Annotated in this window: 18 protein-coding genes; 4 read left to right on the top strand and 14 right to left on the bottom strand. The window is 35.9% G+C overall.

The genetic code is table 11. From position 1 onward, the window contains the following. Positions 1-71 precede the first annotated feature (71 nt). The 13 genes from ACODST_RS01255 to ACODST_RS01195 form a co-directional block, all read right to left on the bottom strand. Positions 72-746 (bottom strand): MBL fold metallo-hydrolase, encoded by a 675-nt coding sequence (locus ACODST_RS01255; protein WP_488930298.1) that lies wholly within the window; start codon positions 744-746, stop codon positions 72-74. 61 nt (positions 747-807) lie between these two features. Next, positions 808-1,380 carry a Crp/Fnr family transcriptional regulator gene (locus tag ACODST_RS01250; RefSeq protein ID WP_488930297.1) on the bottom strand — a complete coding sequence of 191 codons (573 nt, stop codon included), beginning with the start codon at positions 1,378-1,380 and terminating at the stop codon, positions 808-810. Between the two features lie 3 nt (positions 1,381-1,383). Beyond that, positions 1,384-2,031, bottom strand: coding sequence for an HAD family hydrolase (locus ACODST_RS01245; protein ID WP_488930296.1), 648 nt, complete (start codon positions 2,029-2,031; stop codon positions 1,384-1,386). A gap of 6 nt (positions 2,032-2,037) precedes the next feature. Next, entirely contained in the window at positions 2,038-3,246 is a 1,209-nt protein-coding gene (locus ACODST_RS01240; RefSeq protein WP_488930295.1) for a BaiN/RdsA family NAD(P)/FAD-dependent oxidoreductase, read from the bottom strand. 111 nt (positions 3,247-3,357) lie between these two features. Continuing rightward, the gene (locus ACODST_RS01235; RefSeq protein WP_488930294.1) at positions 3,358-4,035 is read right to left on the bottom strand and encodes a glycerophosphodiester phosphodiesterase; all 678 of its coding nucleotides are present in this window, start codon (positions 4,033-4,035) and stop codon (positions 3,358-3,360) included. 180 nt (positions 4,036-4,215) lie between these two features. After that, entirely contained in the window at positions 4,216-5,877 is a 1,662-nt protein-coding gene (locus ACODST_RS01230) for an alpha-amylase family glycosyl hydrolase (protein ID WP_488930293.1), read from the bottom strand. Positions 5,878-6,134: 257 nt separating this feature from the next. Then, entirely contained in the window at positions 6,135-7,997 is a 1,863-nt protein-coding gene (locus ACODST_RS01225) for a glycoside hydrolase family 13 protein (protein ID WP_488930292.1), read from the bottom strand. A gap of 12 nt (positions 7,998-8,009) precedes the next feature. Next, entirely contained in the window at positions 8,010-8,705 is a 696-nt protein-coding gene (locus tag ACODST_RS01220) for a carboxylesterase family protein (protein ID WP_488930291.1), read from the bottom strand. Positions 8,706-8,872: 167 nt separating this feature from the next. Further along, complete coding sequence (locus ACODST_RS01215; RefSeq protein WP_488930290.1) at positions 8,873-10,987, bottom strand: glycoside hydrolase family 97 protein; 2,115 nt, start codon at positions 10,985-10,987, stop codon at positions 8,873-8,875. Between the two features lie 26 nt (positions 10,988-11,013). Next, positions 11,014-13,317, bottom strand: coding sequence for a glycoside hydrolase family 65 protein (locus ACODST_RS01210; RefSeq protein WP_488930289.1), 2,304 nt, complete (start codon positions 13,315-13,317; stop codon positions 11,014-11,016). Between the two features lie 170 nt (positions 13,318-13,487). After that, positions 13,488-14,141 carry a beta-phosphoglucomutase gene (gene pgmB / locus ACODST_RS01205; protein WP_488930288.1) on the bottom strand — a complete coding sequence of 218 codons (654 nt, stop codon included), beginning with the start codon at positions 14,139-14,141 and terminating at the stop codon, positions 13,488-13,490. 24 nt (positions 14,142-14,165) lie between these two features. Next, positions 14,166-15,515: an MFS transporter gene (locus ACODST_RS01200; protein ID WP_488930287.1), complete on the bottom strand. Its 1,350-nt coding sequence runs from the start codon at positions 15,513-15,515 to the stop codon at positions 14,166-14,168. Between the two features lie 178 nt (positions 15,516-15,693). Beyond that, complete coding sequence (locus ACODST_RS01195; protein ID WP_488930286.1) at positions 15,694-16,725, bottom strand: LacI family DNA-binding transcriptional regulator; 1,032 nt, start codon at positions 16,723-16,725, stop codon at positions 15,694-15,696. Between the two features lie 235 nt (positions 16,726-16,960). On the opposite strand from ACODST_RS01195, the gene ACODST_RS01190 reads away from it, so the two are divergent. From ACODST_RS01190 to ACODST_RS01175, 4 genes are all read left to right on the top strand, one after another. Beyond that, positions 16,961-19,942: a SusC/RagA family TonB-linked outer membrane protein gene (locus tag ACODST_RS01190; RefSeq protein WP_488930285.1), complete on the top strand. Its 2,982-nt coding sequence runs from the start codon at positions 16,961-16,963 to the stop codon at positions 19,940-19,942. Positions 19,943-19,977: 35 nt separating this feature from the next. Then, positions 19,978-21,582, top strand: a complete 1,605-nt coding sequence (locus tag ACODST_RS01185) for a RagB/SusD family nutrient uptake outer membrane protein (protein ID WP_488930284.1) — start codon at positions 19,978-19,980, stop codon at positions 21,580-21,582. 19 nt (positions 21,583-21,601) lie between these two features. Beyond that, positions 21,602-22,702 carry a SusE domain-containing protein gene (locus ACODST_RS01180; RefSeq protein WP_488930283.1) on the top strand — a complete coding sequence of 367 codons (1,101 nt, stop codon included), beginning with the start codon at positions 21,602-21,604 and terminating at the stop codon, positions 22,700-22,702. A 78-nt stretch (positions 22,703-22,780) separates the two neighbouring features. Further along, the gene (locus tag ACODST_RS01175; protein WP_488930282.1) at positions 22,781-25,654 is read left to right on the top strand and encodes an alpha-amylase family glycosyl hydrolase; all 2,874 of its coding nucleotides are present in this window, start codon (positions 22,781-22,783) and stop codon (positions 25,652-25,654) included. 114 nt (positions 25,655-25,768) lie between these two features. On the opposite strand, the gene ACODST_RS01170 is transcribed toward ACODST_RS01175, so the two are convergent. Next, positions 25,769-25,996, bottom strand: coding sequence for a DUF6814 family protein (locus tag ACODST_RS01170; RefSeq protein WP_488930281.1), 228 nt, complete (start codon positions 25,994-25,996; stop codon positions 25,769-25,771). Positions 25,997-26,002 lie beyond the last annotated feature (6 nt).

Raw genomic sequence — 26,002 nt, 5'->3', positions numbered from 1 at the left:
GGGGGTATTTAATCGGCAGTAAAATTATTAGAATTGTCTTAATGAAAACCTATGAAATATCTAAAATGATGTTAATTACGCAGCTGCTTTTTTAAAAACCTGTAAAAATCTTCATTTTTGAATAAAACAGGTCCATGTCCGAAACACAATATTTTAGGTTGTAACATAGCCAGTTTTTGAATAGATTTTCTATTTGTTTCCTGATCTTTGGTAAACAAAACCGGCGGTTCATGTAATCCCGTTTTTGTAGTAAGCAGATTCATATTAGTCATGACATCGCCAACAATCAAAACACCGTCTTTTTCTCTGAAAAAAGATAAATGCCCGCTGGAATGCCCAGGAGTTTCAATAACGGTAAATCCGCCAATTTGATCGCCTTCCTTTAAAGTTTCAGAAACTGGGTGTCCTTTTCCTGCCCAGAAGTTTTTCTGAAATTTCGAAATAATATGATTTGGGTTTGGGTATTCCGTAATTACATTTCCATTCTCTGCAAATTCTTTTTCAGGTTCACTGCATAAAAGAGGAATATTCAAAGTTTCACAGATTATTTTACTGCTTCCCTGATGATCGGCGTGAGCATGTGTTAAGGCATGTTTAGTAACGGTTTTACCTTTTAAAGCTTTTAAAATGGTATTTGCAGAACTGCGGATTCCGGCATCAATTAATACATCTTCGATCAAATAACAATTAATAGCATTTCTGGGAAATAAAGGAATCTGGTAAACGTCTTGGGCAATATTCTTCATCTTTTTCAAATTTTATTTTGGCAAAGATTTGAATTCCGTTTCTCAACTCACTTGATAAATGTTAAGAAATGTCCTGACGAATTCGACTCAAAGACTCGGGCGTAATTCCGAGAAAAGAAGCGATATAAATTAAAGGCGTTCGCTGGATTATTTTGGCTGGAGCCGAGGCCAAAAATGTCTGATATTTTTCTTTGGCGGGAATCATTTGCAGTTTTAAAACTCTGTCGGCCATGCAAAGGTAATTCTGCTCAGCGAGAATTCTGCCGACACGTTCCCAATTCGGAATTTGGTTATACAAAAACTGCATTTTTTCGAAAGTGATGGAAAGGACTTCGCAATCTTCAATGCACTGAATATTTTCGAAAGAAACAGATTGGTTTATAAAACTGGAATACGATGAAATAAAACCGTCATTACAACTTAAATAAGTCGTAATTTCTTTTCCGTCTTTTAAGTAATAAACACGAGCCAAGCCTTCAATAATAAAAAAGATTTTACTGCTGGTTTTTCCCATTTCGGAAAGGAATTCTTTGGCAGTAAAACTTTCATGTTCAAAACAGGAATCGATCATTTCGATTTCATTTTCAGAAAACGAAGCGATCGATGTAATTTGTTTTTGTAATTCAGCATTCACGATTTACAACATTTCGATTAATTCTGAAGCATTATTAATAACTGCTTTTGCGCCACTAGATTTTAATTCTTCTTCAGTTCTGTAACCCCAGGTAACGCCAACAGGAAACATATTTGCGTTTACAGCTGTTTTCATATCAATATCAGAATCACCTACAAATAGAATTTCTTCTGGTTTTAAATTCCATTTTTTGCTGATTTCAATCGCTTCAAACGGATTTGGTTTTTTAAGTTCTTCTGTGCTCAAACCAACTGCTGTGTCAAATTGTTTTGGAAATAATTCTGTTGCAATTTTTTTAGTCAATTCATCTGCTTTGTTAGAGAAAACAGCCATTTTGATATTTTGCGAAGTCAGTTTTTCTAACAGTTCTACAATTCCGTCGTAAGGTTTTGTTTTCAGCGTGCAGATTTTAGTATATTCATCAACCATACATTCAAAACAACTTTCAATTTCATCATCAGAATTGTTTGTGGCTGGCAAAGCTTTGCTTACCAAATTTCGTAAACCGCTTCCGATAAAATATTGATAAGTATCGTAATCATGTGTTGGATAACTTAGAGCAGTAAGTACTTTATTCATCGCATCTGAAATGTCGTGTAATGAGTTAACTAAAGTTCCGTCTAAATCAAAAATAATTCCTTTAAATTTCATTTTGTATTAAATATTTTGTGCCAGAATAAACCCGCTTGTCCAGGCATTCTGAAAATTAAATCCGCCGGTAATAGCGTCTATGTTTACAATTTCACCAGCAAAATAAAGGTTTTCATGAATTTTGCTTTCCATGGTTTTGAAATTGATTTCTTTTAAATCGATTCCGCCAGCAGTTACAAATTCTTCCTTGAATGTACTTTTTCCATTTACTTTAAATTCGGCTTTTGTGAGTTGTGAAGTCAGATTCTGCAATTGATTTTTAGATAAATCTGCCCATTTGGTTTCCGTTTCAATTCCTGAAGCCAAAACCAAACTTTCCCATAAACGATTCGGGAAGTCAAAAGGAGATTTTTTTGAAACGGCTTTTTTAGCGTGTTCCTGTTTTAAGTCTTTTAGATTTTTTTCTGCATCTTCGTAATCGACATCATTTAACCAATTCACAAAAATGGTAAACTGATAATTTTTATCGTGTAGAATTCTTGCGCCCCAAGCTGAAAGTTTCAGTATCGCCGGACCGCTCATTCCCCAATGTGTAATCAATAAAGGTCCAGTCGATTCTAATTTAGTGTCTTTTACTTTTACTGAAACTTGTGCTGCAACACCAGGCAATTCTTTAATTCTAGAATCTTTGATATTGAAAGTAAATAGGGAAGGAACAGGGCTTACAATGGCGTGTCCGTGTTCCTGAAGCATTTCCCATATTTTTGGGTTGCTTCCTGTTGCCATAACCAGTTTTTCACAAGCAAAATTATCACTTTGTGTATCAATTTTCCAGTGATTTTCTTTTTTGAAAATAGATTGTACGCTTTGTCCTGTCAATACTTTTATGCCTAATTTTTCTGTTGCTTTTAGAAAACAATCTATAATAGTTTGCGATGAATTGGAAACTGGAAACATTCTTCCGTCTTCTTCAATTTTCAACTCAACGCCATGTTTCTCGAACCATTCAATAGTGTCTCCCGAACAAAATTGATGAAAAGGTCCGCGAAGTTCTTTTTCCCCACGAGGATAAAATTTTACTAATTCGTTAGGTTCAAAGCAAGCATGCGTAACGTTGCAACGTCCGCCTCCAGAAACGCGGACTTTAGAAAGCACTTCTTTTCCTCTTTCTAATATGGCGATTTTCAGTTTTGGGTTTTTCTCTGCAATATTAATTGCGGTAAAAAAACCGGCTGCGCCTCCGCCAACGATTATGATGTCGAAATTTTTAATCATATTTTTTTGTTAGCCACGACCCGAGCGATAGCGAACAGGCGAAGCAATTCACGAATTTTTATTCTCAAAGATTATAAAAAAATAATTCGTGAATTCGTGGCTATTTTACTTTTATATTTTGTCTGGATTATCAGAGATAATTCCGTTTACATTGTAACTTTTTACTTTTTGAATGTCTTCTTTTGAGTTTACTGTCCACGGTAAAACTAGAAAACCCTTTTTCTGCATTTCGCTTACATTTTCTGCATTTAATAATTGGAAATCGGGATGAATGGCTTTTGCTTTTATTTTTTCGGCGAAAGCCAAAGCGGTATTTATATCTTCTTCTGTTAAAACACCAATTGGAATATTTGAGTTTAGTTTTGATGTTTCGTCTAACATATTCCAATCGAAACTTGAAATGATAAAATCCTCATATTTCCAGTTCTTTTTTGCAATATATTCCTCAATTAATGCCACAACTTTAGGAACAGTTCCCAAACCTTTCAATTCGATGTTGATGAAACATTTTTTATCCACTAAATCAAAAACTTCATTCAAAGTTGGAATCTGTTGTTTTTCATCAATCAAAAATGATTTTAATTCTACTAAAGTAAAAGTGTTTACTTCTCCTTTTCCATTAGTGGTTCTATCGATGGTTTCGTCGTGAATTACGATTATGTGACCGTCAGCGCTCAAATGAACGTCTAGTTCTATTCCGTCTGAATTTAGATCTAGGGCTTTTTGAAAAGCTTGTAAAGTATTTTCAGGTTCGTAGGCTTTGGCGCCTCTATGTGCGATCTTGAGCATCTGTTGCGAGTTTAACTGCAAAGGTCGCAAAGTTTTACGCAAAGCACGCAATGATTTGTGAAAATTAAATAGCCACGAATTCACGAATTTTCTATTCTCAAAGATTGAAAAAAAATAATTCGTGAATTCGTGGCTAACAAAACATAGCGTACTTAACGTAAATCTTAGCGTGCCTTGCGGTTAAATTTTCTCCAGTAAAACAATATCAAAATCATTGTCGAGAATCACTTTTCCATCGATAACTTCTGTTTTTTGACCAGAATAAGTGTCCAACAATTTTGTTCCGTTTGGGAAGACGTCGCCGATTGGAAGTTCTTTTCTGCCTTTTGGTAAATCTAATCCCATAATTACTTTATCGGTAAAATTACCTTGGGTAAAGGTTCTGGAAAAAGTATAAGGATACGGATTAATCAATTTGTGAACACCAGCACCAACAGCAGGATGATTTCGTCTAAATTGTCCTAATTTCTGCCAGTGTAAAAGTGTTTTTTGTGTTTCAGGATTATTCTGAATATCGTCCCAATTCATATTAGAACGTAAAGTCGCATCGCCCTGCGTGCCTTCTACAACTAAAGACCTAGCCGATTCATCTCCGTAATAAACCTGAGACATTCCTGGAGAAAGTAATAGTTTATTGGCTGTTTCGATGCTTTTTGTTCTATTGGCATCAAAAGGCTGTCCGTCGTCATGAGAAGACATATAATTAAGTACAGAATAACCTTTTAAGCCATTATTTAAAGCATTCGAATATTTTGAAAATAAACCTTCGTAATCGTTTTGACCAGCATTCCATTTGAATTCAAAATTGATCATGCTGTTGAAACCATTCTGAAAGTAATTTACTTTTCGGTCTCCAAAATCATAATCCTGACCACCGCTGATTCCATAACCGTAAACTTCGGCAATAGTGTAAAACGGATTTTGGTCTAAAACCTGCATCGGGTGGTGTTTTTTCCAGGTTTCAAAAGCGTATTCGCATTCTTTTTTAAAATCTGCCCAAACACTTTCTTCGGTATGTTTTACCGTATCGGCACGATAACCGTCAATTCCGAATTCTAGTATATAATCAGTAAGCCATTTTATGATGTAATATTTTGGCGTTTTTGGATAATTCGTTCTTTTGAAGAAAGCATCTAATGAAGCAATTTCTTTTTCGTAACGGCCTTCTTTTTTCCATTTTTCGATTAAGAAAGGAGGTAATTCCACTTCCTGAACACTTTCTGTTCTTACGTCTGGAAGATTCTCAACTAAAGTACACATTGTGGTGTTTTCAAACGATTTGTAATCGCAGACTACGCCCGTTCTTACCCAGTCAGAAGGCCAGACAGGATCCTCTGGAGTTACAGGACCTGTATGGTTAATTACACCATCGAGAATAATTCTAATGCCTTTTTCGTGTGCTTTTTTTACCAGATTGGCTAAATCTTCTTTGGTCCCGAAATTCGGATCAAGAGCCGTCCAGTCTTTTGCCCAATAACCGTGAAAGCCATAACTCAATCCAGTTCCTTCGTCAACGCCATCGTGGATTTGCTCGACAATCGGCGTAAGCCAAATGGCATTGATTCCTAATTTTTCAAAATATCCTGATTCGATTTTTTTAGTGATTCCGATAATATCACCGCCTTCAAATCCGCGGAGTTTTCCGGGCGTTTTAGTTCGGTTAAAATTGACGTCGTTGGAAGTGTCTCCGTTGTAAAAACGATCTGTAAGTAAAAAATAAACATTTGCCCCTTCCCAAACGAAAGGTGTTTTTGAAGTATCATTCATTGTAACTGATTTTGAGCCAGAACAACCCGTAATTATGAATACTAAAGATAAAAAAAGGAAAGTGTATTTTTTCATTATTTAAGATTTTGTTTAAAAAAAATAGCCACGAATTCACGAATTTTTATTCTTAAAGATTGTCAAAAATAATTCGTGAAATACTTTGTGCTAAAAAAAAATAGCCACGAATTCACGAATTTTATTCTCAAAGATTGTCAAAAAATAATTCGTGAATTCGTGGCGGAAAAAAAATGTCTCTCGCAGATCTCGCAGATTCGGCAGATTTTTTTTAATTATCTGCTCAATCTGCTCAATCTGCGAGAGAAAAAATATTTTTATTCCAATTCTAAAATCAAAGCTGATTTTGGTTCTAAAGTGATTTCAGTAGCTAAATCAAATGTTTTTCCTGTGATAACATCTTTTCCTGATTTAAAGCTTTTGATGTTTTCCTTGAAACGATTTGTTTTTACAACTTGTTCTTTTGCATTGTTATTGAAAACTACCATTACGGTTTTGGCGTCATTATATCTGAAATACACATAAGTATTGTTTTCCGGAATATAATGCGTCATTTTTCCAGTATGAATTACTTCATTTGATTTTCGCCAGTTGAATAATTTTGAAGTAAAATCAAAGAAAGAAGCTTGTTGAGCCGTTCTTCCTGCTGCTGTAAAAGCGTTGTTTTTGTCGCCAGCCCATCCGCCAGGGAAATCTTGACGAATATCGGCATCTCCGCCTTTACCTTTATCACCGCCCATTCCGATTTCTGAACCGTAATAAATCTGCGGAATTCCACGAACGGTTGCCAATAAAGTCATAGCCAGTTTGTATTTTGACAAATCATATTTGAACTTTTCGTTCATACGATCTGTATCGTGATTTTCGGCGAAGACCAAAATGTTATTCGTGTTTGGATATAGAAAATCCATTGCAAAATTGTTGTAGAATTTAATCAATCCGCTGTCCCAATTTGGTTCGTCTTCGTTGAAAGCAGAAGTAATCTGACTTTGAAGCGTAAAATCCATTACACTTGGAAGATTTGAATTGTAGTTTTCAATCGCACCAATTTTACTGTCTTTCTGCCAAAAAGCCAAACTCGCCTGATTGTGCATCCAGATTTCGCCCACAATATTGAAATTTGGGTATTCATTTGTAATAGATTTTGCCCATTCTGCCATGGCAGTTTTATCAGAGTAATTATAAGTATCCACTCTGAATCCGTCAAGATTGGCAAACTCAATCCACCAAATGGCATTTTGAGTTAGGTATTTTGCAACTAAAGGATTTCTTAAATTCAAATCGGGCATTGAAGGCACAAACCATCCATCAATACAAACTTCCTGATCGATTTTTGAAGCGTGCATATCGGTAATAACTTCGCGACGGTGATGTGTTTGCGTGAAAGTTTCGAATTGATTAAACCAAGTTTTGGTTGGAATATCACTCATCATCCAGTGTGTAATTCCCCAGTGATTCGTTACATAATCCATAACCAGTTTCATGTTCTTTTTATGCATTTCTGCTGCTAAACGAGCGTAATCGTCATTTGTTCCGTAACGTGGATCAATTTTGTAAACATCAGATTGTCCGTAAGTGTGATACGAATGTTGTTTGTCGTTGTCTTCACATAAAGGCGTGCTCCAGATTGTCGTTGCACCCAAAGACGAAATATAATCTAAGTTTTTGATGATTCCTTCAATATCTCCGCCATGACGTCCGCTTGGATCTTGGCGGTTTGCTTTTTCAGTTAAAGAAACATTGCTGTCATTTTTAGGATTTCCATTAGCAAAACGATCCGGCATGATTAAGTAAATTAAATCAGAGGCATCGTAGCTTTTTCTGTCGGCAGAATTGGCTCTTCTTTCTTTAAGAGCATATTTTTGAGTAAAAGCGACTTTATTTTTGTTTTTGAAAGAGAAAGTTAATTCAGAAGCTTTGACATCTTTTGTATTGATGGTTACGAAAAGGTAGTTTGGGTTTTCTGTTTTCTCAACGTTTTTAATCACAACATTATTAGAAACGGAAGCTTCGTATTGTGCAATATTTTTTCCGTAGAACATAATCTGCAATTCCGAATTTTTCATTCCGGCATACCAAAATGGAGGTTCTACTTTTTGGATTTGCGCTTTCGCGGAAGCGGAAAACAACAAAACCAACAGGATTAATTTATAGATAAGTGATATTTTTTGGTTTTTCATAGTTTGTATTTTTTATTTCTTTTGTTCCAGCATCCATTTATATATTTCTGGTTTTGTTTCATAGAGGTACTGAATCTCATGACCTTCATTTTCTAAAATGGTAAACTTGAAATTATTTTTACTTTCACAAGATTCAAGACCTTTTGCGATTCTCTTCGTTTCACTAAAAGGAATTTTATCATCGGCTGTGCCGTGAAAAGCCCAAATTGGAATTTTACTAAGATTACATACTCTTGTTACGTCGCTGTCGTTAATGCCGCCACAAAGGGCAACAACAGCGGCAAATTTATCTGGAAAGTCTAATGCTGCAATGTAAGCACCATAACCTCCCATACTGATTCCGGTAATATAAATTCTGCTTTTATCAATTCTATATTTTGCTTCCAAATCGGCATATAATGTTTCGAACCAATTTTCAGTTGACCAATATTTATTGTCCGGACATTGAGGTGAAGCTATTATAAAATCGAAATTTTGTCCTTTTTCAACCAGATAAGGCAAGCCGTATGTTTTGAGTTTATTTAAATCATTTCCTTTTTGTCCTCCACCATGAAGATAAATTACAAGCGGATACTTTTTGGTTTCTTTTGAATAGTCTTTTGGGAGATACAATAAGTAATCGTATTTCGCTGACACTTTCTGTTGAGAATAGTTGTTTAGAGAAAAAAGTACTGTCAAAAAAATCAAAAAGCTTGTCTTGTAATTCATTTTCTGTTTTTTGTTTCGATTTCCTGCAAGGTTTTCAAAACCTTGTAGGTATAAATTGAGTAAAACTTTAGAAGACCTACAAGGTTTTGAAAACCTTGCAGGACAGCTTCATCATTTTAAAAAAAAGACAAGCAATCTTGGGGGAAATTACTTGTCTTTTTAGGGTGTTATTTGGTTTCAATAATACTTATCGCATAACCTCCTCCCGGAGCAGAAAACTGAGATAATTTTGATTTATTGGTTACAGCAATTTTCTTGATAGTATAAGCTTGCGGATTTGTTTTGTAGTGTGCCTCTTTTGCATCAGCATAAATGGTTGCGGTGTATTTTTTGCCTTTTTCAAGGAAGCTGAAATCGATGTTAGATGTACGAGGAGTTTCTCCGTTTACGTTTCCAACGAACCAGTTGTTTGTTCCTTTTGCTTTACGTGCAACAGTGATGAAATCTCCTGGTTCAGCCTCGATATATTTACTTTCTGACCAGTCAACAGCCACATCTTTGATGAATTGGAATGCATCTGGAAAACGGTTGTAGTTTTCCGGAGTATCAGCAGCCATTTGTAGCGGGCTGTACATTGTAACGTATAATGCTAATTGATTTGCCAATGTACTGTTTACATGAGATTTGTTCTCAGGATTCATTTTGCTGATATCCATTTCGAAGATTCCCGGAGTGTAATCCATTGGACCACCGATTAATCTTGTAAATGGTAAAACCGTAACGTGATTTGGTTTAGAACCTCCAAACGCCTGGTATTCTGTTCCTCTTGCTGCTTCGTTTCCAATTAAGTTAGGATACGTTCTGGCAATTCCTGTTGGACGAACCGCTTCGTGAGCGTTTACCATAATTTTGTAATCAGCTGCTTTTTCGATAGCATATTGGTAGTGGTTTACAATCCATTGGCTGTAGTGGTTTTCACCTCTTGGCAAAATATCACCTACATAACCGCTTTTTACAGCATCGTATCCGTTATCGTTCATGAATTTGTAAGCTGCATCCATGTGACGCTCGTAGTTACGAACAGATCCAGAAGTTTCGTGGTGCATGATGATTTTTACACCTTTTGATTTTGCATATTTGTGTAACCCTTTTACATCAAAATCTGGGTAAGGCGTCAGGAAATCAAAAACATAATCTTTTGAGTGACCAAACCAGTCTTCCCAACCTTCGTTCCATCCTTCAACCAAAACAGCGTCGAAACCATTTGCTGCAGCAAAGTCAATGTATTTTTTTACGTTAGCATTGTTGGCTCCGTGTGTTCCATTTGGTTTTGCTTTCGCGAAATCGGTAACACCCAATTGAACTGTTGGGTAATCATTTGTGTATGACCAAGAGCTTTTTCCCGTAATCATTTCCCACCAAACACCAACGTATTTTACTGGTTTAATCCATGAAGTATTGTCAATTTTTGATGGATCATTTAAGTTGTAAGTCATTTTTGAAGCTAAAATTTCTCTAGCATCATCGCTTACGATAATTGTTCTCCAAGGAGAGTGATTTGGCGCTTGCATATGACCTTTGTCTCCTTTTGCATCTGGTGTTAACCAAGATTCGAAAACCAGGTTTTTATCATCTAAATTCAAATGCATACAAGAATAGTCAATCAAAGCTGCTTCGTGTAAGTTGATGTAGATTCCGTCAGCCGTTTTTAACATCAAAGAAGTCTGAACTCCTGTTGGCGAAAACGACTTTTGAGAAACGTTTGCCGTATATGCTTTTTGAGATAAACCTCTGATTTCAGATAATTTCGATTTTGTATAATCGTATTCCTGTGTGTCATAATCTCCCGGAATCCAGAAAGCAGTATGATCTCCAGTCATTGCAAATTGAGATCTTTCTTCTTTGATTACAAAGTAAGTAAGGTTCTTTTGCGCTGGAAATTCATATCTAAATCCTAAACCGTCATCAAACAAACGAAAACGGATAACGATTTGTCTGTCGGTACTTTTTTGGTTTAAAGTAACCGCCAACTCATTGTAATGATTTCTAATGTGATCTACTTCTCCCCAAACAGGTTTCCAGGTTTCGTCAAAAGTGGAAGTTTTGGTATCAGCGATTGTAAAGTCGTTCAATAAAGATTTTTTATCATCTTTAAGTTCAAGACCTAGTTTACTGGTTTTTACAACTTCTTTGTTTTTGTATTTTAAATTGTACGTTGGAGTCCCATCGTTTTGAAGAGAAAATTCCATTACGAACTTTCCTTCGGGCGATTTTAACTGCTGCGCTTTTGCAACGGTGCTAAACGCAAACAAAATTAAACTTGCGAAAAATAAGTTTTTCATGTTTTTGATTTTTAGAGTATTGTAATTTAATTAATTTGTGCGAGTTTATTAGCAGTCATAGTTTTGCCATTTACTATAATGTTCAAATCCTGATCACCGTCTACAGTAAAAGTTGTTTCGTTATGATTTACAGCAACTTTTAAAATCTGGTTTCTGAAATTGATTTTAAACGAATAGCCTTTCCATTCTTTTGGGATTTTTGGTGAGAAATGAAGCTGGTCATTTTTAACACGCATTCCTCCAAAGCCTTCCACGATACTCATCCATGTTCCGGCCATTGACGTGATATGACAACCTTCTTCGACTTCTTTATTATAATCATCCAAATCCAAACGAGAAGTTCTTAAATAAAATGTGTATGCCATATCCATTTTATCTAATGCTGCCGCCTGAATCGAGTGAACGCAAGGTGAAAGCGAACTTTCATGAACTGTAAACGATTCGTAGAACTCAAAATTGCGTTTTAATTCTTCTTTTGAGAAATGATCTTCGAAGAAATAAAAACCTTGTAAAACGTCAGCCTGTTTGATGTATGGCGAACGCAACACACGATCCCAAGACCATTTTTGGTTGATTGGGCGCTGTGATTTATCTAAATCTTTTACTGGAACTAAATCTTTGTCTAAGAAACCATCTTGCTGTAAATAGATTCCAAGTTCTTTTGAAATTGGGAAATACATGTCATCAGCTACTTTTTTCCATTCCTGAATTTCATTCGCCGAAAGGCTAACTTTATCCATCACACGTTTGTGATCAGCAGGATATTCTGAAGCCACTTTTTCGATTTGTTCAACAGCAAAATCAATACACCATTTTGCAATATAATTGGTGTAGAAATTATTGTTGATGTTGTTTTCATATTCGTTTGGCCCTGTAACTCCAAGAATTACATATTGGTTTTTGTCTTTTGAGAAAGAAGCTCTCTGATGCCAGAAACGCGCAATTCCGATTAAAACTTCTAATCCTTTTTCCGGAATATACGAGTAATCTCCCGTGTAACGGTTATAGTTGTAAATGGCAAAAGCAATAGCTCCGTTTCTATGAATTTCTTCGTGCGTGATTTCCCATTCGTTGTGGCATTCTTCACCATTCATGGTAACCATTGGATATAATGCAGCGCCGTTTTTGAAACCTAGATTATCTTTAGCATTTTCAATCGCTTTGTCCAATTGGTTGTAACGATACGTCAATAAATTTCTTGCCACTTGCTGATCTTTTGTAGCCATGTAAAACGGAATACAATATGCTTCAGTGTCCCAATAAGTAGATCCGCCGTATTTTTCTCCAGTAAAACCTTTTGGACCAATATTTAAACGAGAATCTTTTCCTGAATAGGTTTGGTTCAATTGGAAAATGTTGAAACGAATACCTTGTTGTGCTTTTACGTCGCCTTCAATAGTAATATCTGACATTTCCCAAACTTTTGCCCACGCATCAATTTGGTTTTGAAGTAAAGTTTCATAACCTAAAGCAATAGCAGATTTAATTACTTTTTCGGCTCCGGCCAAAGTGTTTTCATGGTTTAAAGAAACCGTATAACCTCCAATTTTTTGAATGGATGAGGTTTGTCCTTTTGCTATAATTGTTCCGTAAGTGTATTGAACTTTATCTATAGTTGAATCGATTGTTGACGGTGAAATATGAGCATCTTCACCATTTGCCAAAATCGTATTGTGCATGAAAGTCGTTACTTTGAAATGCGTTTTGAATGTTTGAGCGGTTACAAAAGCTTCGTTTGTTCCTTTTTTAACTTCAAGAGGTTCCCAGAATTTTTCTTCCCAGTTGGCGTCTTCATTGGTTACACCAGCGTCAATATAAGGTTTGTAAACGATTTTAGCATCTTTGTTTAAAGGGGTAATGTCGTATTTGATAACTCCGGCTTCGTCTAAATTTAGTGACAGAAAACGACGAACATTTACAGCGATTTCAGTTCCGTTTTTCAAAACTGCTTCAAAAGAACGATTGTACCATCCTTCTTTCATATTCAATTCTCTGTGGAAATTTCTAACCTCAGTACATGCATTTAAATCAAGATTTTCTTCGTTGATTTCAATGTCAATTCCGATCCAGTTTGGAGCGTTTAAAACTTTGGCAAAATATTTCGGATAACCGTTTTTCCACCAGCCCACTTTTGTTTTGTCTGGGTAGTAAATTCCGGCAATATAACTTCCCTGGAAAGTTTCGCCTGAGTATGTTTCTTCAAAATTGGCGCGTTGTCCCATAGCCCCGTTTCCGATGCTAAAAAGACTTTCAGACGATTTTACTCTCTCCGCATCAAATCCTTCTTCAATAATAGACCAATTGTCTGGTTTTATATAATCTTGATTCATCTGTTTTCTTTAATTAGAGAATTAGATAATGTGCCAATTTGATAATTATTTTTTTGGCTATTTCTAATTGCTGATTGTTTGTAATGTTTTGATTGATGATTTGGAACGATTTCTTAATTTGTTTCAATTTGATAATTATTCATTTTCTCATTATCAAATTGGCACATTATCTAATTGATTAACTTGTCGATAAAGTTTTCATCTATAAGAGTGAAATCTCTAAAAATGTAATCAGCTTCATGTAAAATTGTTTCCTCACCAATTCCCACACTTACCATTTCTGCAATATTCGCTGCCTGAATTCCGGCAACAGAATCTTCAAATACAATTGAATTTTTCGGATCGATATGTAATAACTGAGCCGCTTTTAAGAATACTTCAGGGTCTGGTTTTGCATTGGTAACGTCATTTCCGTCAACAATAACATCGAAGTAAGACAGAACGCCTGTTTTTTCCAGAATTGGTCTTGCATTTTTACTCGCTGAGCCCAATGCAATTCCCTGGTTTTTATCTTTTAATAGTTTTAGAATTTTTAAAACTCCCGGAAGAATCTCACTTTCGTCCATGTCAACTAAATAAGAAAGATATTCTTCATTTTTTTGAATCAGCCATTTGTCTTTGTCCTCCTGTGAAGCCTGAAGATTTCCTAATCCTAATATGATATCCAGAGAACGAACGCGGCTTACGCCTTTTAAAAGTTCGTTATCTTCAAGTGTAAAATTTATATCTAATTCTTTGGCAATTTTCTGCCAGGCTAAAAAGTGGTATTTAGCGGTATCAACGATCACTCCGTCAAGATCGAATATGAATGCTTTTTTGCTCATTATTAAGGGGGAATACGTAATTAATTACTTTTTAAAGTCGTCTACATCTTTTACTTTAGAAACTAAAGCGGCAGCAATTAGAAAACTGACTCCGCTTGTGACTAAGGCATAAATGGCGTCACCGTTATACAGATATTTTACAATGGGACCGCCAATTAGAGCATTTACAATTTGAGGAATAACTACAAAAAAGTTGAAGATTCCCATGTAAACTCCCATCTTTTTAGGTGTGATCGAACCGGCCAGAATAGCATAAGGCATAGCCAGAATACTTGCCCAGGCAATTCCAATTAGAATCATTGGCAGTACAACCCAGTCTTCATCTGGCATGAAATAAATGGAGATTAATCCAATTCCTCCAATGACTAATGAAAGTGAATGTGTTGCTTTTCTTCCAATTTTTTTAGCGATATAGGGTAAGAAAAACAAAGCGACAATTGCCGAAACGAAGTTGTAAACTCCAAAAAGAATTCCCACCCAGTCTCCTGCATCCTGATACTGCTGGCTTGAAGTATCACTTAATGGTAAGCCGTAAATATGATGCGCAATTGCCGGAGTGGTAAAAACCCACATTCCGAATAACCCGAACCAGGAGAAAAACTGTACCCAGCTCAGCTGACGCATCGTTGTTGGCATTTTTGCAAAGTCGGTAAAGATATCTGTGATTTTTGATTTTTCTTCAGAATCAGAAATCATATCATTTTGCGGATCTTCAAATTTTGCCAGTTCTTCTGGTGAATATTCTTTTGTTGTGAATAACGTAACTAAGATTGAACCAATTAAAACTGCCGCACCGATAATAAAGGATAAGGTTAAGTTTAAGGGAACACTTCCTGGAACGGTACTGTTGGGTACACCAAAATACTTTGTTAGGATATAAGGCAGTGCGGAACCAATTACGGCTCCAAAACCAATTAAGGAAGTTTGAATACTAAAACCTGCAGTACGCTGGTCTGTTCTTAGATTGTCTCCAACAAGAGCGCGAAAGGGCTCCATAGCAATGTTGAACGAAGCATCCATGATCATTAACATTCCGGCTCCAACCCATAAGGCAGGTAAAACAGAAATGAAAATGTTAGCCTGAGGCATTAGAATTAATCCCACTGAAGCTAAAACGGCTCCCACTAAAAAGAAAGGTTTTCGTCTGCCAAATCTCCCCCAGGTTTTATCACTGTAATGACCAATGATTGGCTGCACTATTAATCCCATTAAGGGAGCAATAATCCAGAACCACGAAAGTTCGTGTACGTCGGCACCAAAAATTTGAAGAATTCTGCTGGCATTTGCATTCTGAAGTGCAAACCCCATTTGGATTCCTAAGAAACCGAAACTCATATTCCAGATTTCCCAGAAACTTAATTTACGCTTTTCCATTATCGTAATTTGTGAAAAATTATACGATAAGCGCTTTGCTTATCAAAACTTACTGTTTCTTTCGAAGTAAAACTAAAAGCCTTGACGGGCGTAAAATTATAAATTATTTTTTTATTTATACTAATAAAAAAGCCATAAAAAAAAATTATGGCTTTGGAAAGTGTTGATTTCAAGAAAATTAGTCGGTAGATTCTCTCTTTATAAGGTGGGTTTCTATCACCTCTGTGGTATAATTTTCGGTATGTTCTTCATCATCGTCTTCTTCGGCTTCTATGCGTTCAATAAGCATTTTAGCGGCCTTATTTCCCATTTTTTCACCGCTTTGGCTAACGGTTGTAATGGTTGGAGTTGAATATTTTGAGATAATTCCGTCAGTAAAAGCAATTACAGCTAAATCTTCAGGAACTTTTAATCCCATTTTATTGGCTGTTTTGATAATCGTTACGGCAAAAAGTTCATTTACCGCAAAAACAGCATCAAAAGCACGATCGTGTAAAAGCTGGCTTATGGTAATTTCGCAGGTATCTACATCTTCAATTTTTATGATTAAATCTTCATTAAAGGGTAATCCGTTATCTAACAAAGCTTTTTCGTAACCATCGGTTCGCAGTTTTCCTACGCTTACATAATCAACGGTGGTTACCAGTGCGATTTTTTTTCTTCCGTTATCAATTAAGCTCTGTACGGCTTCATAAGCAGCGGCTTTATCATCGATGATTACTTTGTCGCATAAAATATCGTTGGTAACGCGGTCAAACATCACTACCGGCATTCCCTGATTGATCACTTCGGTAATATGATGAAAGTCGCCTTTAAACTGGGTTTCTTTTGAAAGAGACATGATAAAACCGTCGATACTTCCGTTGGCCAGCATCTCCATATTTAAGACTTCTTTATCAAATGAATCGTCTGATACACAGATGACAACACTATAACCATATTCGTTCGCAACCTGCTCAATTCCGTTGATTACAGTAGAGAAAAAATAATGTACAATTTCCGGAATAATAATACCGATACTTTTGGTTTTTCGGTTTTTTAAACTAAGGGCAATGTTGTTGGGTTTATAGTTATAAAACTTTGCAAAAGCCTGAACTTTTAGTCTCGTTTCTTCTCCGATTTCAAGGCTGTTTCTAAGTGATTTTGAGACAGTTGAGATCGATACGTCGAGTTCCTTCGCAATCTGTTTCAGGGTTATTTTACGTTTCATGGCGTGAATTGAAAAAAATCTAATTAATAATAAAGGTATCTGAAATTTTTATAATTGACAATTTTTGACTTAAAAGATTACAAAAAATAGAAAGTTTTCAACACTACCACGTTTTCGTAAACCTATAAAAATTTGCTGGCGTTGAGCGTGTTAATAAATTCATAATTTTGGAATTCGAAGTAAAATTAAAAACTTAACTAACAATCACAAACTCAAACTAATTTAAGCAAAAAGTATGAAAACAATTTACAAAAAGTTGTTATTTTTATTCCTGTTGTTGCCATTTAGTGTGTTAGCTCAAAACACTTTAAAAGGGACTGTTGTTGATAAAACAACAGGTCAGCCAATACCAGGAGTAAATGTAAATGTGCAGGGTGCTCCAAATGGTGCATCAACTGGATTTGATGGAAGTTACCAGCTGTCAAATGTAAAAACGGGAAGTAAAATCGTGGTTTCTTTTATTGGATACAAAACAGAAACAATTGATTACACCGGACAAAAAACAATCGACGTTTCTTTAAGCGAGGATACAAATCAGCTGCAGGAAGTTGTAGTACAGGTAGGTTACGGTACTGTTAAGAAAAAAGACGCTACAGGATCTGTATCTCAAATTTCTGCAAAAGAGTTCAATAAAGGAATTAACGTAACTCCGGAAAGTTTAATTGGAGGACGTATCGCTGGTGTAAATGTTGTTGGAGGAGGAGCTCCGGGAGCAAAAGCAGATATCAGAATTCGTGGAGGATCTTCATTAAGTGCTTCTAACGATCCATTGATTATTTTGGACGGACTTCCATTAAGTAATGCTGTTCCAAGTGGAGCAACAAGTATTTTATCTACTATTGATCCAAATGATATTGAGTCATTTACAGTATTAAAAGATGCATCTGCGGCAGCTATTTATGGTTCACGTGCGGCAAATGGTGTAATCGTAATTACTACTAAAAAAGGAACAAAAGGTGGTGTAAAAGTTAATTTCAGCTCTCAGGTTGGTATTAATACGGTTGCTAATACAGTAGATGTTTTAAGCGCAGATCAATTCCGTAATTTAGTAAATACATTAGGGAATGATGCTCAAAAAGCAACAATGGGTACTGCAAGTACAAATTGGCAGGATGAAATTTTCCACACAGCTTTAACAACAAATAATAATATTTCTGTCAGCGGTGCTTTATTTAACAAATTACCAGTACGTTTATCTGTTGGAAATGTTGATAATCCTGGAATTCTAAGAAACACTTCTTTTGAAAGAACAACGACATCGATATCGTTAAATCCAGTTTTATTTGACAATCACTTAAAAATTGATATTAGCGGAAACTTGTCTTTCAGCAAAAATCAGTTCCAGGATGAAGATGCCGTTATCGGTTCTGCAATTAGTTTTGATCCAACACAGTCTCCTTATCAGGCAGGTTCTCGTTATGGAGGATACTTTGAGTGGTTAGAGCCAAATGGAAATATAGCATTATTGCCTGCTAAAAATCCAGTTGCAAGATTAAACCAGGAAGATAAAAGATCTAAATCTACCAGAAAATGGGGTAACATTAGTGTAGATTATAAATTCCACTTCTTTGAAGATTTAAGAATTGTAGCTGAAGCTGGTATAGACAGATTTGACAGCAGTGGATATAACAGACAAAGTACAGAAAGTATTTTAGGGTTCCAGCCAGTTCCTTTTACTTCGGCAGGTTATGTGAATTTAGGAAACTATGATACGTATACTGATGATCTTCAAAATAAGAACTTAAACACCTATTTCGTTTATACTAAAAATTTAGGAAAACTTAAATTAGATGCTACTGCTGGTTACAACTATCAGTTGTTTCAAAAAGAAAAATACCAGTCAGGGGCTCTTACACAGCCAGTTGAAACTAGAAATGAAGATGTTATTACTGATCCGGATATTAACTTACAATCTTATTTTGGTCGTTTGAACTTAGGTTGGGACAGTAAATACTTATTGACTTTAAACTACAGAAGAGACGGAACTTCTCGTTTTTCTGAAGAAAACAGATGGGGTAACTTTATGGGAGGTGCTTTTGCATGGAATATTGCCGAAGAGTCTTTCTTGAAAGATAACGAAACACTTTCTAGTTTAAAATTAAGAGTAGGTTACGGTACAACTGGTCAGCAGGATATCTCTGCTCAATACGATTATTTACGAAGAGTAACTCTTGGTACAGTTAATACTCAGTATGTATTTAATGGTGTGGTTTACAGAACAGCCAGACCAGAGGGATACAACCAAAATATTAAATGGGAAGAATTGGCTGAAATGAACGTAGGGTTTGATTTCGGATTCTTACATGATAGAATTACAGGTACAGTTAACTATTTTGATAAAAAATCAACTGATTTATTGGCAGATGTATTAGTCCCAGATGGAGCAAACTTAAGAAACCAAGGATTTAATAATATTGGTAACTTAAGAACTAAAGGACTTGAGTTCAGTCTTCAGTCTGATATTATCAAAAAAGATAATTTCAATTGGAATGTTGCTGTTAATGCTACTTACCTGGATCAGAAAATTGAAAGTTTAGGACAAACTGTTGAAGGTTTTCAAGGTTACGAAGTGGGAGATAATATTAAAGGAGGAAATGGAAATAAAGTTTTGATTAATACTGTCGGATTTGCTCCAAACTCATTCTTCGTATATGAGCAGTTATACGATGCTAACAAAAAACCAATAGCTGGTGCTTATGTAGATAGAAATGGAGATGGTAAAATAGATGCAAACGATCGCTACAGATATAAAAAACCAACAGCAGATTATACATTTGGATTGTTTTCAACTTTAAATTACAAGAAGTTTGATTTTACAATGAACTGGAGAGCAAGTTTAGGAAATTACATTTTTGACAACGTAAATTCTAATATGGGTTATTCAGATGCGGCTTTAAGAAGAGATAATGATTTATCTAATCTTAGCTCAGATTATTTAAACACTGGTTTCAAATTTGAAGATAATGGGACACAACGTTATTTATCTAACTATTACATAAAAGATGCTTCTTTTATCAAATTAGATAACGTAACTCTTGGCTATACTTTAGACAAATCTTTATTAAAAGATGTTTCTTTAAGATTCTCTGCTGGTGTTCAAAATGTTTTTGTACTTACAAAATATGATGGGTTAGACCCGGAGAAATTCAACGGAATTGATGGTAATGTTTACCCAAGAGCAAGAACTTACTTGTTTGGAGTAAATGCAAGTTTCTAATAGTACATTGAAAAACAAATTTTAAAACATACAAAATGAAAATATCATTTAAATATATATCTTATTTTTTCCTGTTTATTTTAGGAATAAGTATGACGCTTACTTCGTGTACTGACGATTTAAACGTGACACCAAAGGATGATGATGAGTTTTTATCTGAAACTTTCTTTCAGGATCCGGCTTCGTATAAACAAGTTTTAGCAAAATTATATGCTGGTTTATATGTTGGAGGTAATGATGGTGATGGTTCTGCCGATATTTCTGGTTTAGGAGGGGATTTCAGCAGTTATTTACGTTTGCTTTTTGTAACTCAGGAATTGCCTACAGACGAAGCAGTTATTGCCTGGGCAGATGGTACTTTACCAACACTAAATACACAGACTTGGTCACCTGTTAATGAGTTTTTATATGGAACTTATTCCAGAGCATCTTACCACATTAGTTTGGCAAATGAGTTTTTAAGACAAACTACAGATGAGAAATTAGAAGCAAGAGGAGTTGATGCTAATTTAAAAGCTGAAATTGCCACTTTTAGAGCAGAAGCACGCTTTTTAAGAGCTTTCTCTTATGTAAATTTAATGGACTTGTTTGGGAATGTCCCAATTACAACAGAAGCTGACCCAGTTGGATTCTTTTACCCTGTGCAAAAATCAAGAGCAGAAGTTTTTGCTTTTGTAGAGTCTGAATTGAAAGATCTAGACAACAGTCTTGCCGACGCAAAAACAAATGAATATGGTAGAGTTGATAAAGTAGCGGCTAAATTTTTATTGGCACAGATTTATTTAAATTCTAAAGTATATACAGGCACAGATAGAAATAATGATGCTGCTACATTATGTAGTGAAGTAATTAATTCAGGCTATGCATTTGCAAATGTTCCTTATGCTTATTTGTTCTCTGCGGATAATGATAAAAACGGAGCTCAAAATGAATTTATTTTTCCAATTATTAGTGACGGTATTGCTATTAGAGCAACTGGTGGAGGAATGAGTTTTATTCTTCACGCTTCTATTGGAGGAAGTATGGATGCTGCTTCAAGAGGTATGGATGGTGGATGGCAGGGAACCAGAACCCGTAAAGAGTTTGTCGGACTTTTCCCTGATGCAACTGCTACAGGAGATAAAAGAGGCACATTCTATACAGATGGTCAAACTTTAGATATTGCCAATATATCAACATTTACAAATGGTTATGCTGTAACAAAGTTTATTAATAAAAAAGCAGATGGTTCAGCGGCTCAGAGAACTGATATTCCAGATACAGATTTTCCAATGTTCAGAGTTTCGGATGCTTATTTAATGTATGCTGAGGCAACTTTAAGAGGAGCTTCAACAGGAAATATAGCTACAGCATTAGGGTATGTAAACCAAATTAGAACACGAGCTGGTGCACAGAATATCTCTACAGCACAATTGACGCTTGATTTTATTTTGGATGAAAGAGGAAGAGAATTGTTCTGGGAATGCCATAGAAGAACGGATTTGATTCGCTTTGGTAAATTCACGGGAGGAACTAAAATCTGGCAGTGGAAAGGTGGCGTAATGAACGGTACCGCTACAGATTCATACAGAGATTTAATGCCAATCCCTTCTAAAACGATTCAGGCAAATCCAACTTTGAAACAAAATCCAGGATACTAACACCTAATAGAACTGAAAAATGAAAAATATATATAAAGTTTTAATCGCATTTATTGGTGTACTAGCGGTGTCATGTAATGCTGATGCTGTAGACGAAAGACCAATTCTGGATGCTATTGCTGCACCAGAGATTACTGCGCCTGCAACAGGACAAAATTATGTTCTTGATGTTGAAAAAGCATCTGAGGAAGTTGCTAAATTTACATGGTCAGCAGCAGAATATTCTAATACAGTATCTGTAAAATACAGCTTACTGATAGATAAAAAAGGAGGAGATTTTACAGAGGCAAAAGTTCTTGAAGCTACTACTAATAATACTACAGAGGTATCGGTGCTTGCAAAAGATTTAAATCAGGCGGCAATTGATCTTGGAGGTGTGCCAGAAGTAGCTGCAGAGTACGATGTAAAAATTACCTCTAATGTATCAGGAGGATTTACTCAGGTTTCAAAAGGATTAATTTCGATTACTGTAACTCCATATGTTGGAAAAGTTGATTATGATTTCGACGATTGGTATTTAGTTGGAGATGCTACAGTTTCGGGCTGGGATAACAATAAAGGAAACCAAATTTTATTCAGAAGCGGAACAAATGCAAATGAATATAAATTTACAGGATTCTTCAAAAAAGGAGTCTTTAAAGCTATTAAAAACTTAGGAAGCTGGGCTCCAATGTATGGAGGTAAAGACGGATCTTTAATTTACAGAGCAACAGAAGGTGATGCAGATCCTGCGAGTTTTGAAATTCCTGCAGAAGGATACTATACTTTTGTTATGGATGTTCAGAAATTAACCTATACAGTAACTCCATATGCTGCTGGTGCAGGGGCAACAGTTTATAGTACTGTAGGTATTATTGGAAGTGCTACTTCTAAAGGATGGGATGCTTCTACTGCAATGGTTAAATCTTCTTTCAATGCACACATCTGGACATTAGGTGTAACCTCTTTAAATGATGGAGAGATGAAGTTTAGAGCAAATGATGCCTGGGATGTTTCATGGGGAGGAACTACCGCCTTTTCAGGTGGAGGAACTGGAGATAATATACCGGTTGCAAAATCTAAATATCTTATTTATTTCAATGATTTAGACGGAAGTTATGTAATGATTCCTAATCAATAAAACTTCAGTTAATAACTGAAAAAGGGCTATCTCCGGATAGCCCTTTTTTAATCGACTAACTAGATAACCACAATTATTATGAAAAAAACTTTACTATCAATATTTCTTTTGGTATCGATGGTTTCGTTTGCACAGTTAGCGCAAACAGTTACTTATTCAATAAGCCCATCGACTTTTGAAGAAACTACTCCAATTACTATTACTATTAATGGTACTAGTGTTAATGAAACTTCATGGGGGATTAATACAACTAATGCCTTGTATCTTTGGTCGTGGTCTTATGATATAAATGATGCCGGTCAAATAGATTCGCCATCTAATGGAAGTTGGACATCGTCTAATGAAGCAAGTAAATTTACTTATAATGCAGGAACCGATACTTATACCAAAACAATTACCCCTTCTGCTTATTTTGCAAGAAATGGAATAGGAAAGATTGGCTTTTTGGTTAAAGCTAAAGATGGGACCAGTGATAAAAAATCGCAGGATATTTTTGCAGAAGTAGGATCATTTCAGGTTACACTGACAGCTCCGGTTGAAAACAGTTCTACTATTATAGCTTCAGGATCCGGTTTTACTATTACGGCATCCAATACCAATGGAGCGGCAAGTTATTCGTTAAAAGCAAACGGAACGGTTATCAATACCAATACAAGTACAGCTGCTTATTCATATTCTCATACTAATATCACCAGCAATCAGACGTATGAGCTGAGTGCGACTCAGAATGGAAATACCATCGTTAAAAAGTTTTCGGTTGTAGTAAATCCAAACACCGTTTCGCAGGCAATGCCGGCAGGTTTGGTTGACGGAATTAATTATAATGCAGCAGATGCAACAAAAGCAACTTTAGTTTTAGATGCACCTTTAAAAGACTTTGTGTATGTTGCCGGTAGTTTTAATAACTGGCAGCCTACTTCGGCTTATGCCATGAAAAAAGATCCGGTTTCGGGGAAATTCTGGTTAGAATTAACAGGTTTAGTTTCGGGAGCAAATAATACGTATCAATACTGGGTTGTTGATGCTGCACCGCTTGCTAATTCGCCAGCAATGGTAAAAACGGCCGATCCCTATTCGACTTTAGTTTTATCTCCGTATGATGATCCGTATATTCCGGCATCTTCTTACCCGGATCTGCCCGCTTATCCCGCCGGACAGCAATTTGAGGTTACCGTTTTAAAAACAGGTCAGACACCATACAACTGGCAGGTGACTAATTTTGTAAAACCAGAAAAAGAAAAACTGGTAGTTTATGAAGTTCTGGTTCGTGATTTTGATGCTGCCAGAAATTACCAAAGTTTAATTGACAGAATCGACTATTTTAAAAATCTTAAAATAAATGCCATCGAGTTAATGCCCGTAATGGAATTTGAAGGTAATGAAAGCTGGGGGTATAATACTTCATTTCATATGGCACTGGATAAATTTTACGGAACATCTGATAAGCTGAAAGAATTAATCGATTTGTGTCACCAAAACGGAATTGCCGTAATTCTGGATGTAGCACTCAATCATGCTTTTGGAAGAAATCCCATGGTAAGAATGTGGATGAATGATCCGGATGGAGATGGTTTTGGATCACCAACAGCCGAAAATCCCTATTTCAATACAACAGCCAAACATACCTATAGTGTAGGAGAAGATTTCAATCATCAGTCGGCAAGAACACAATATTATGTAGAGCGTGTTGTAAAACAATGGATTGAAGAATATAAAATAGACGGTTTTCGCTGGGATTTAACCAAAGGATTTACACAGGCTTGTACCGCTTCAGATGAATCCTGTACCAATGGTTATCAGCAGGACAGAGTTGATATTTTGAAAAAATATGCTGATTATTCATGGAGTTTAGATCCAACACATTATACTATTTTTGAACATTTAGGAACAGATGCCGAAGAACAGCAGTGGGCTAATTATCGTGTGGCTGAAACGCCGAGTAAAGGGGTTATGATGTGGGGGAAAATGACAGATCCTTATAATGAATTGTCAATGGGATATAATAGTACGATCACCAGAATGTCAAGTGTAAGCAGAGGATTTACGGCAAATCGTTTAATGGGATATGCTGAAAGCCATGACGAAGAGCGTTTGATGTATAAAAATGTACAGTACGGCGCTTCAAATGGTACTTATAATGTTAAAAATCTAAATACAGCTTTGTCCAGAATGCCGGCAGTTGGGGCGGTTTCATTGCTGGTTCCGGGACCAAAAATGATCTGGCATTTTGGTGAACTGGGTATGGATGATTCTATTTATATGTGCAATAATGGGACAATAAACGATACTTCTTCAACCATTTCCGGAGATTGTAAATTAGATACGAAGCCGCAGCCGCAATGGACAGAAAACTGGCTGGCCGATTCGAATCGCAATAAAATTTATAACGATTGGGCTAAGATGATTACGCTTAAAAAGACAGAGCCGGTATTTGTGGGAACATCCACCATAACCAATACCAACTCTAAAACCGTAAACATTAAAATAACGAATGCCAGTCTGACTTCGACGCAATTAAAAGATGTTGTGATTCTGGCTAATTTTGATACGACAGCTCAAAATGTGGCGACTGGTTTTCCTTATACAGGCACCTGGTACAACTTAATGGACAATACCACGATAAATGTTACCGATGTAAATGTGCCGGTTAATTTACCGGCTGGTGAATACAGAATTTATGGTAATAAAACAGCCAGTCTGGCTATTGGAGATTTTGAAAAAGGAAATACAGTAAGTCTGTATCCTAATCCGGTATCCCATTATTTTACGTTAAGTACTGCATTTACAGCCGTTCAGATTTATTCTGTTTCCGGACAGCTGGTTAAAAGTTTTACATCAGTCGGAAATCCGGATTATCAGTTTGGGGTAAGTGATCTTCAGACCGGTTTATATATTGTAAAGGCTTCAGACGAAAATAACAACATACAAGTAATGAAGTTTATTAAAAAATAAACTTTAAAATATATCTGGACAGATTAAAAATTTGGTTTGGTTAGTAATGAGAAAGGGCTGTTCTACACGATGGTAGGCAGCCCTTTTCTGTATTAGTGTTTTTTAATTGCAGATCTATTTCTTTTTATGGTTATATTCTCCAATAACGGCAAAATAACCAAAAGTTCCCAAACCAAGAACGATTAATGGAGTCAGGATAAAAAGAATAATAATGCCGAAAACCAAATCATCCTGCTGGTCTGATAATAATTTAGGCAGGCCAAACTCAAACACACAAAAATAAGCAGCAGCAACTGATAAAATAACCCATAAAACGCCTAAAGCCTGTTTGATTGTATTCATGTTCTA

The sequence above is a fragment of the Flavobacterium sp. FG19 genome (assembly GCF_057809475.1).
This window is presented reverse-complemented; position numbering and strand designations above follow the sequence as displayed.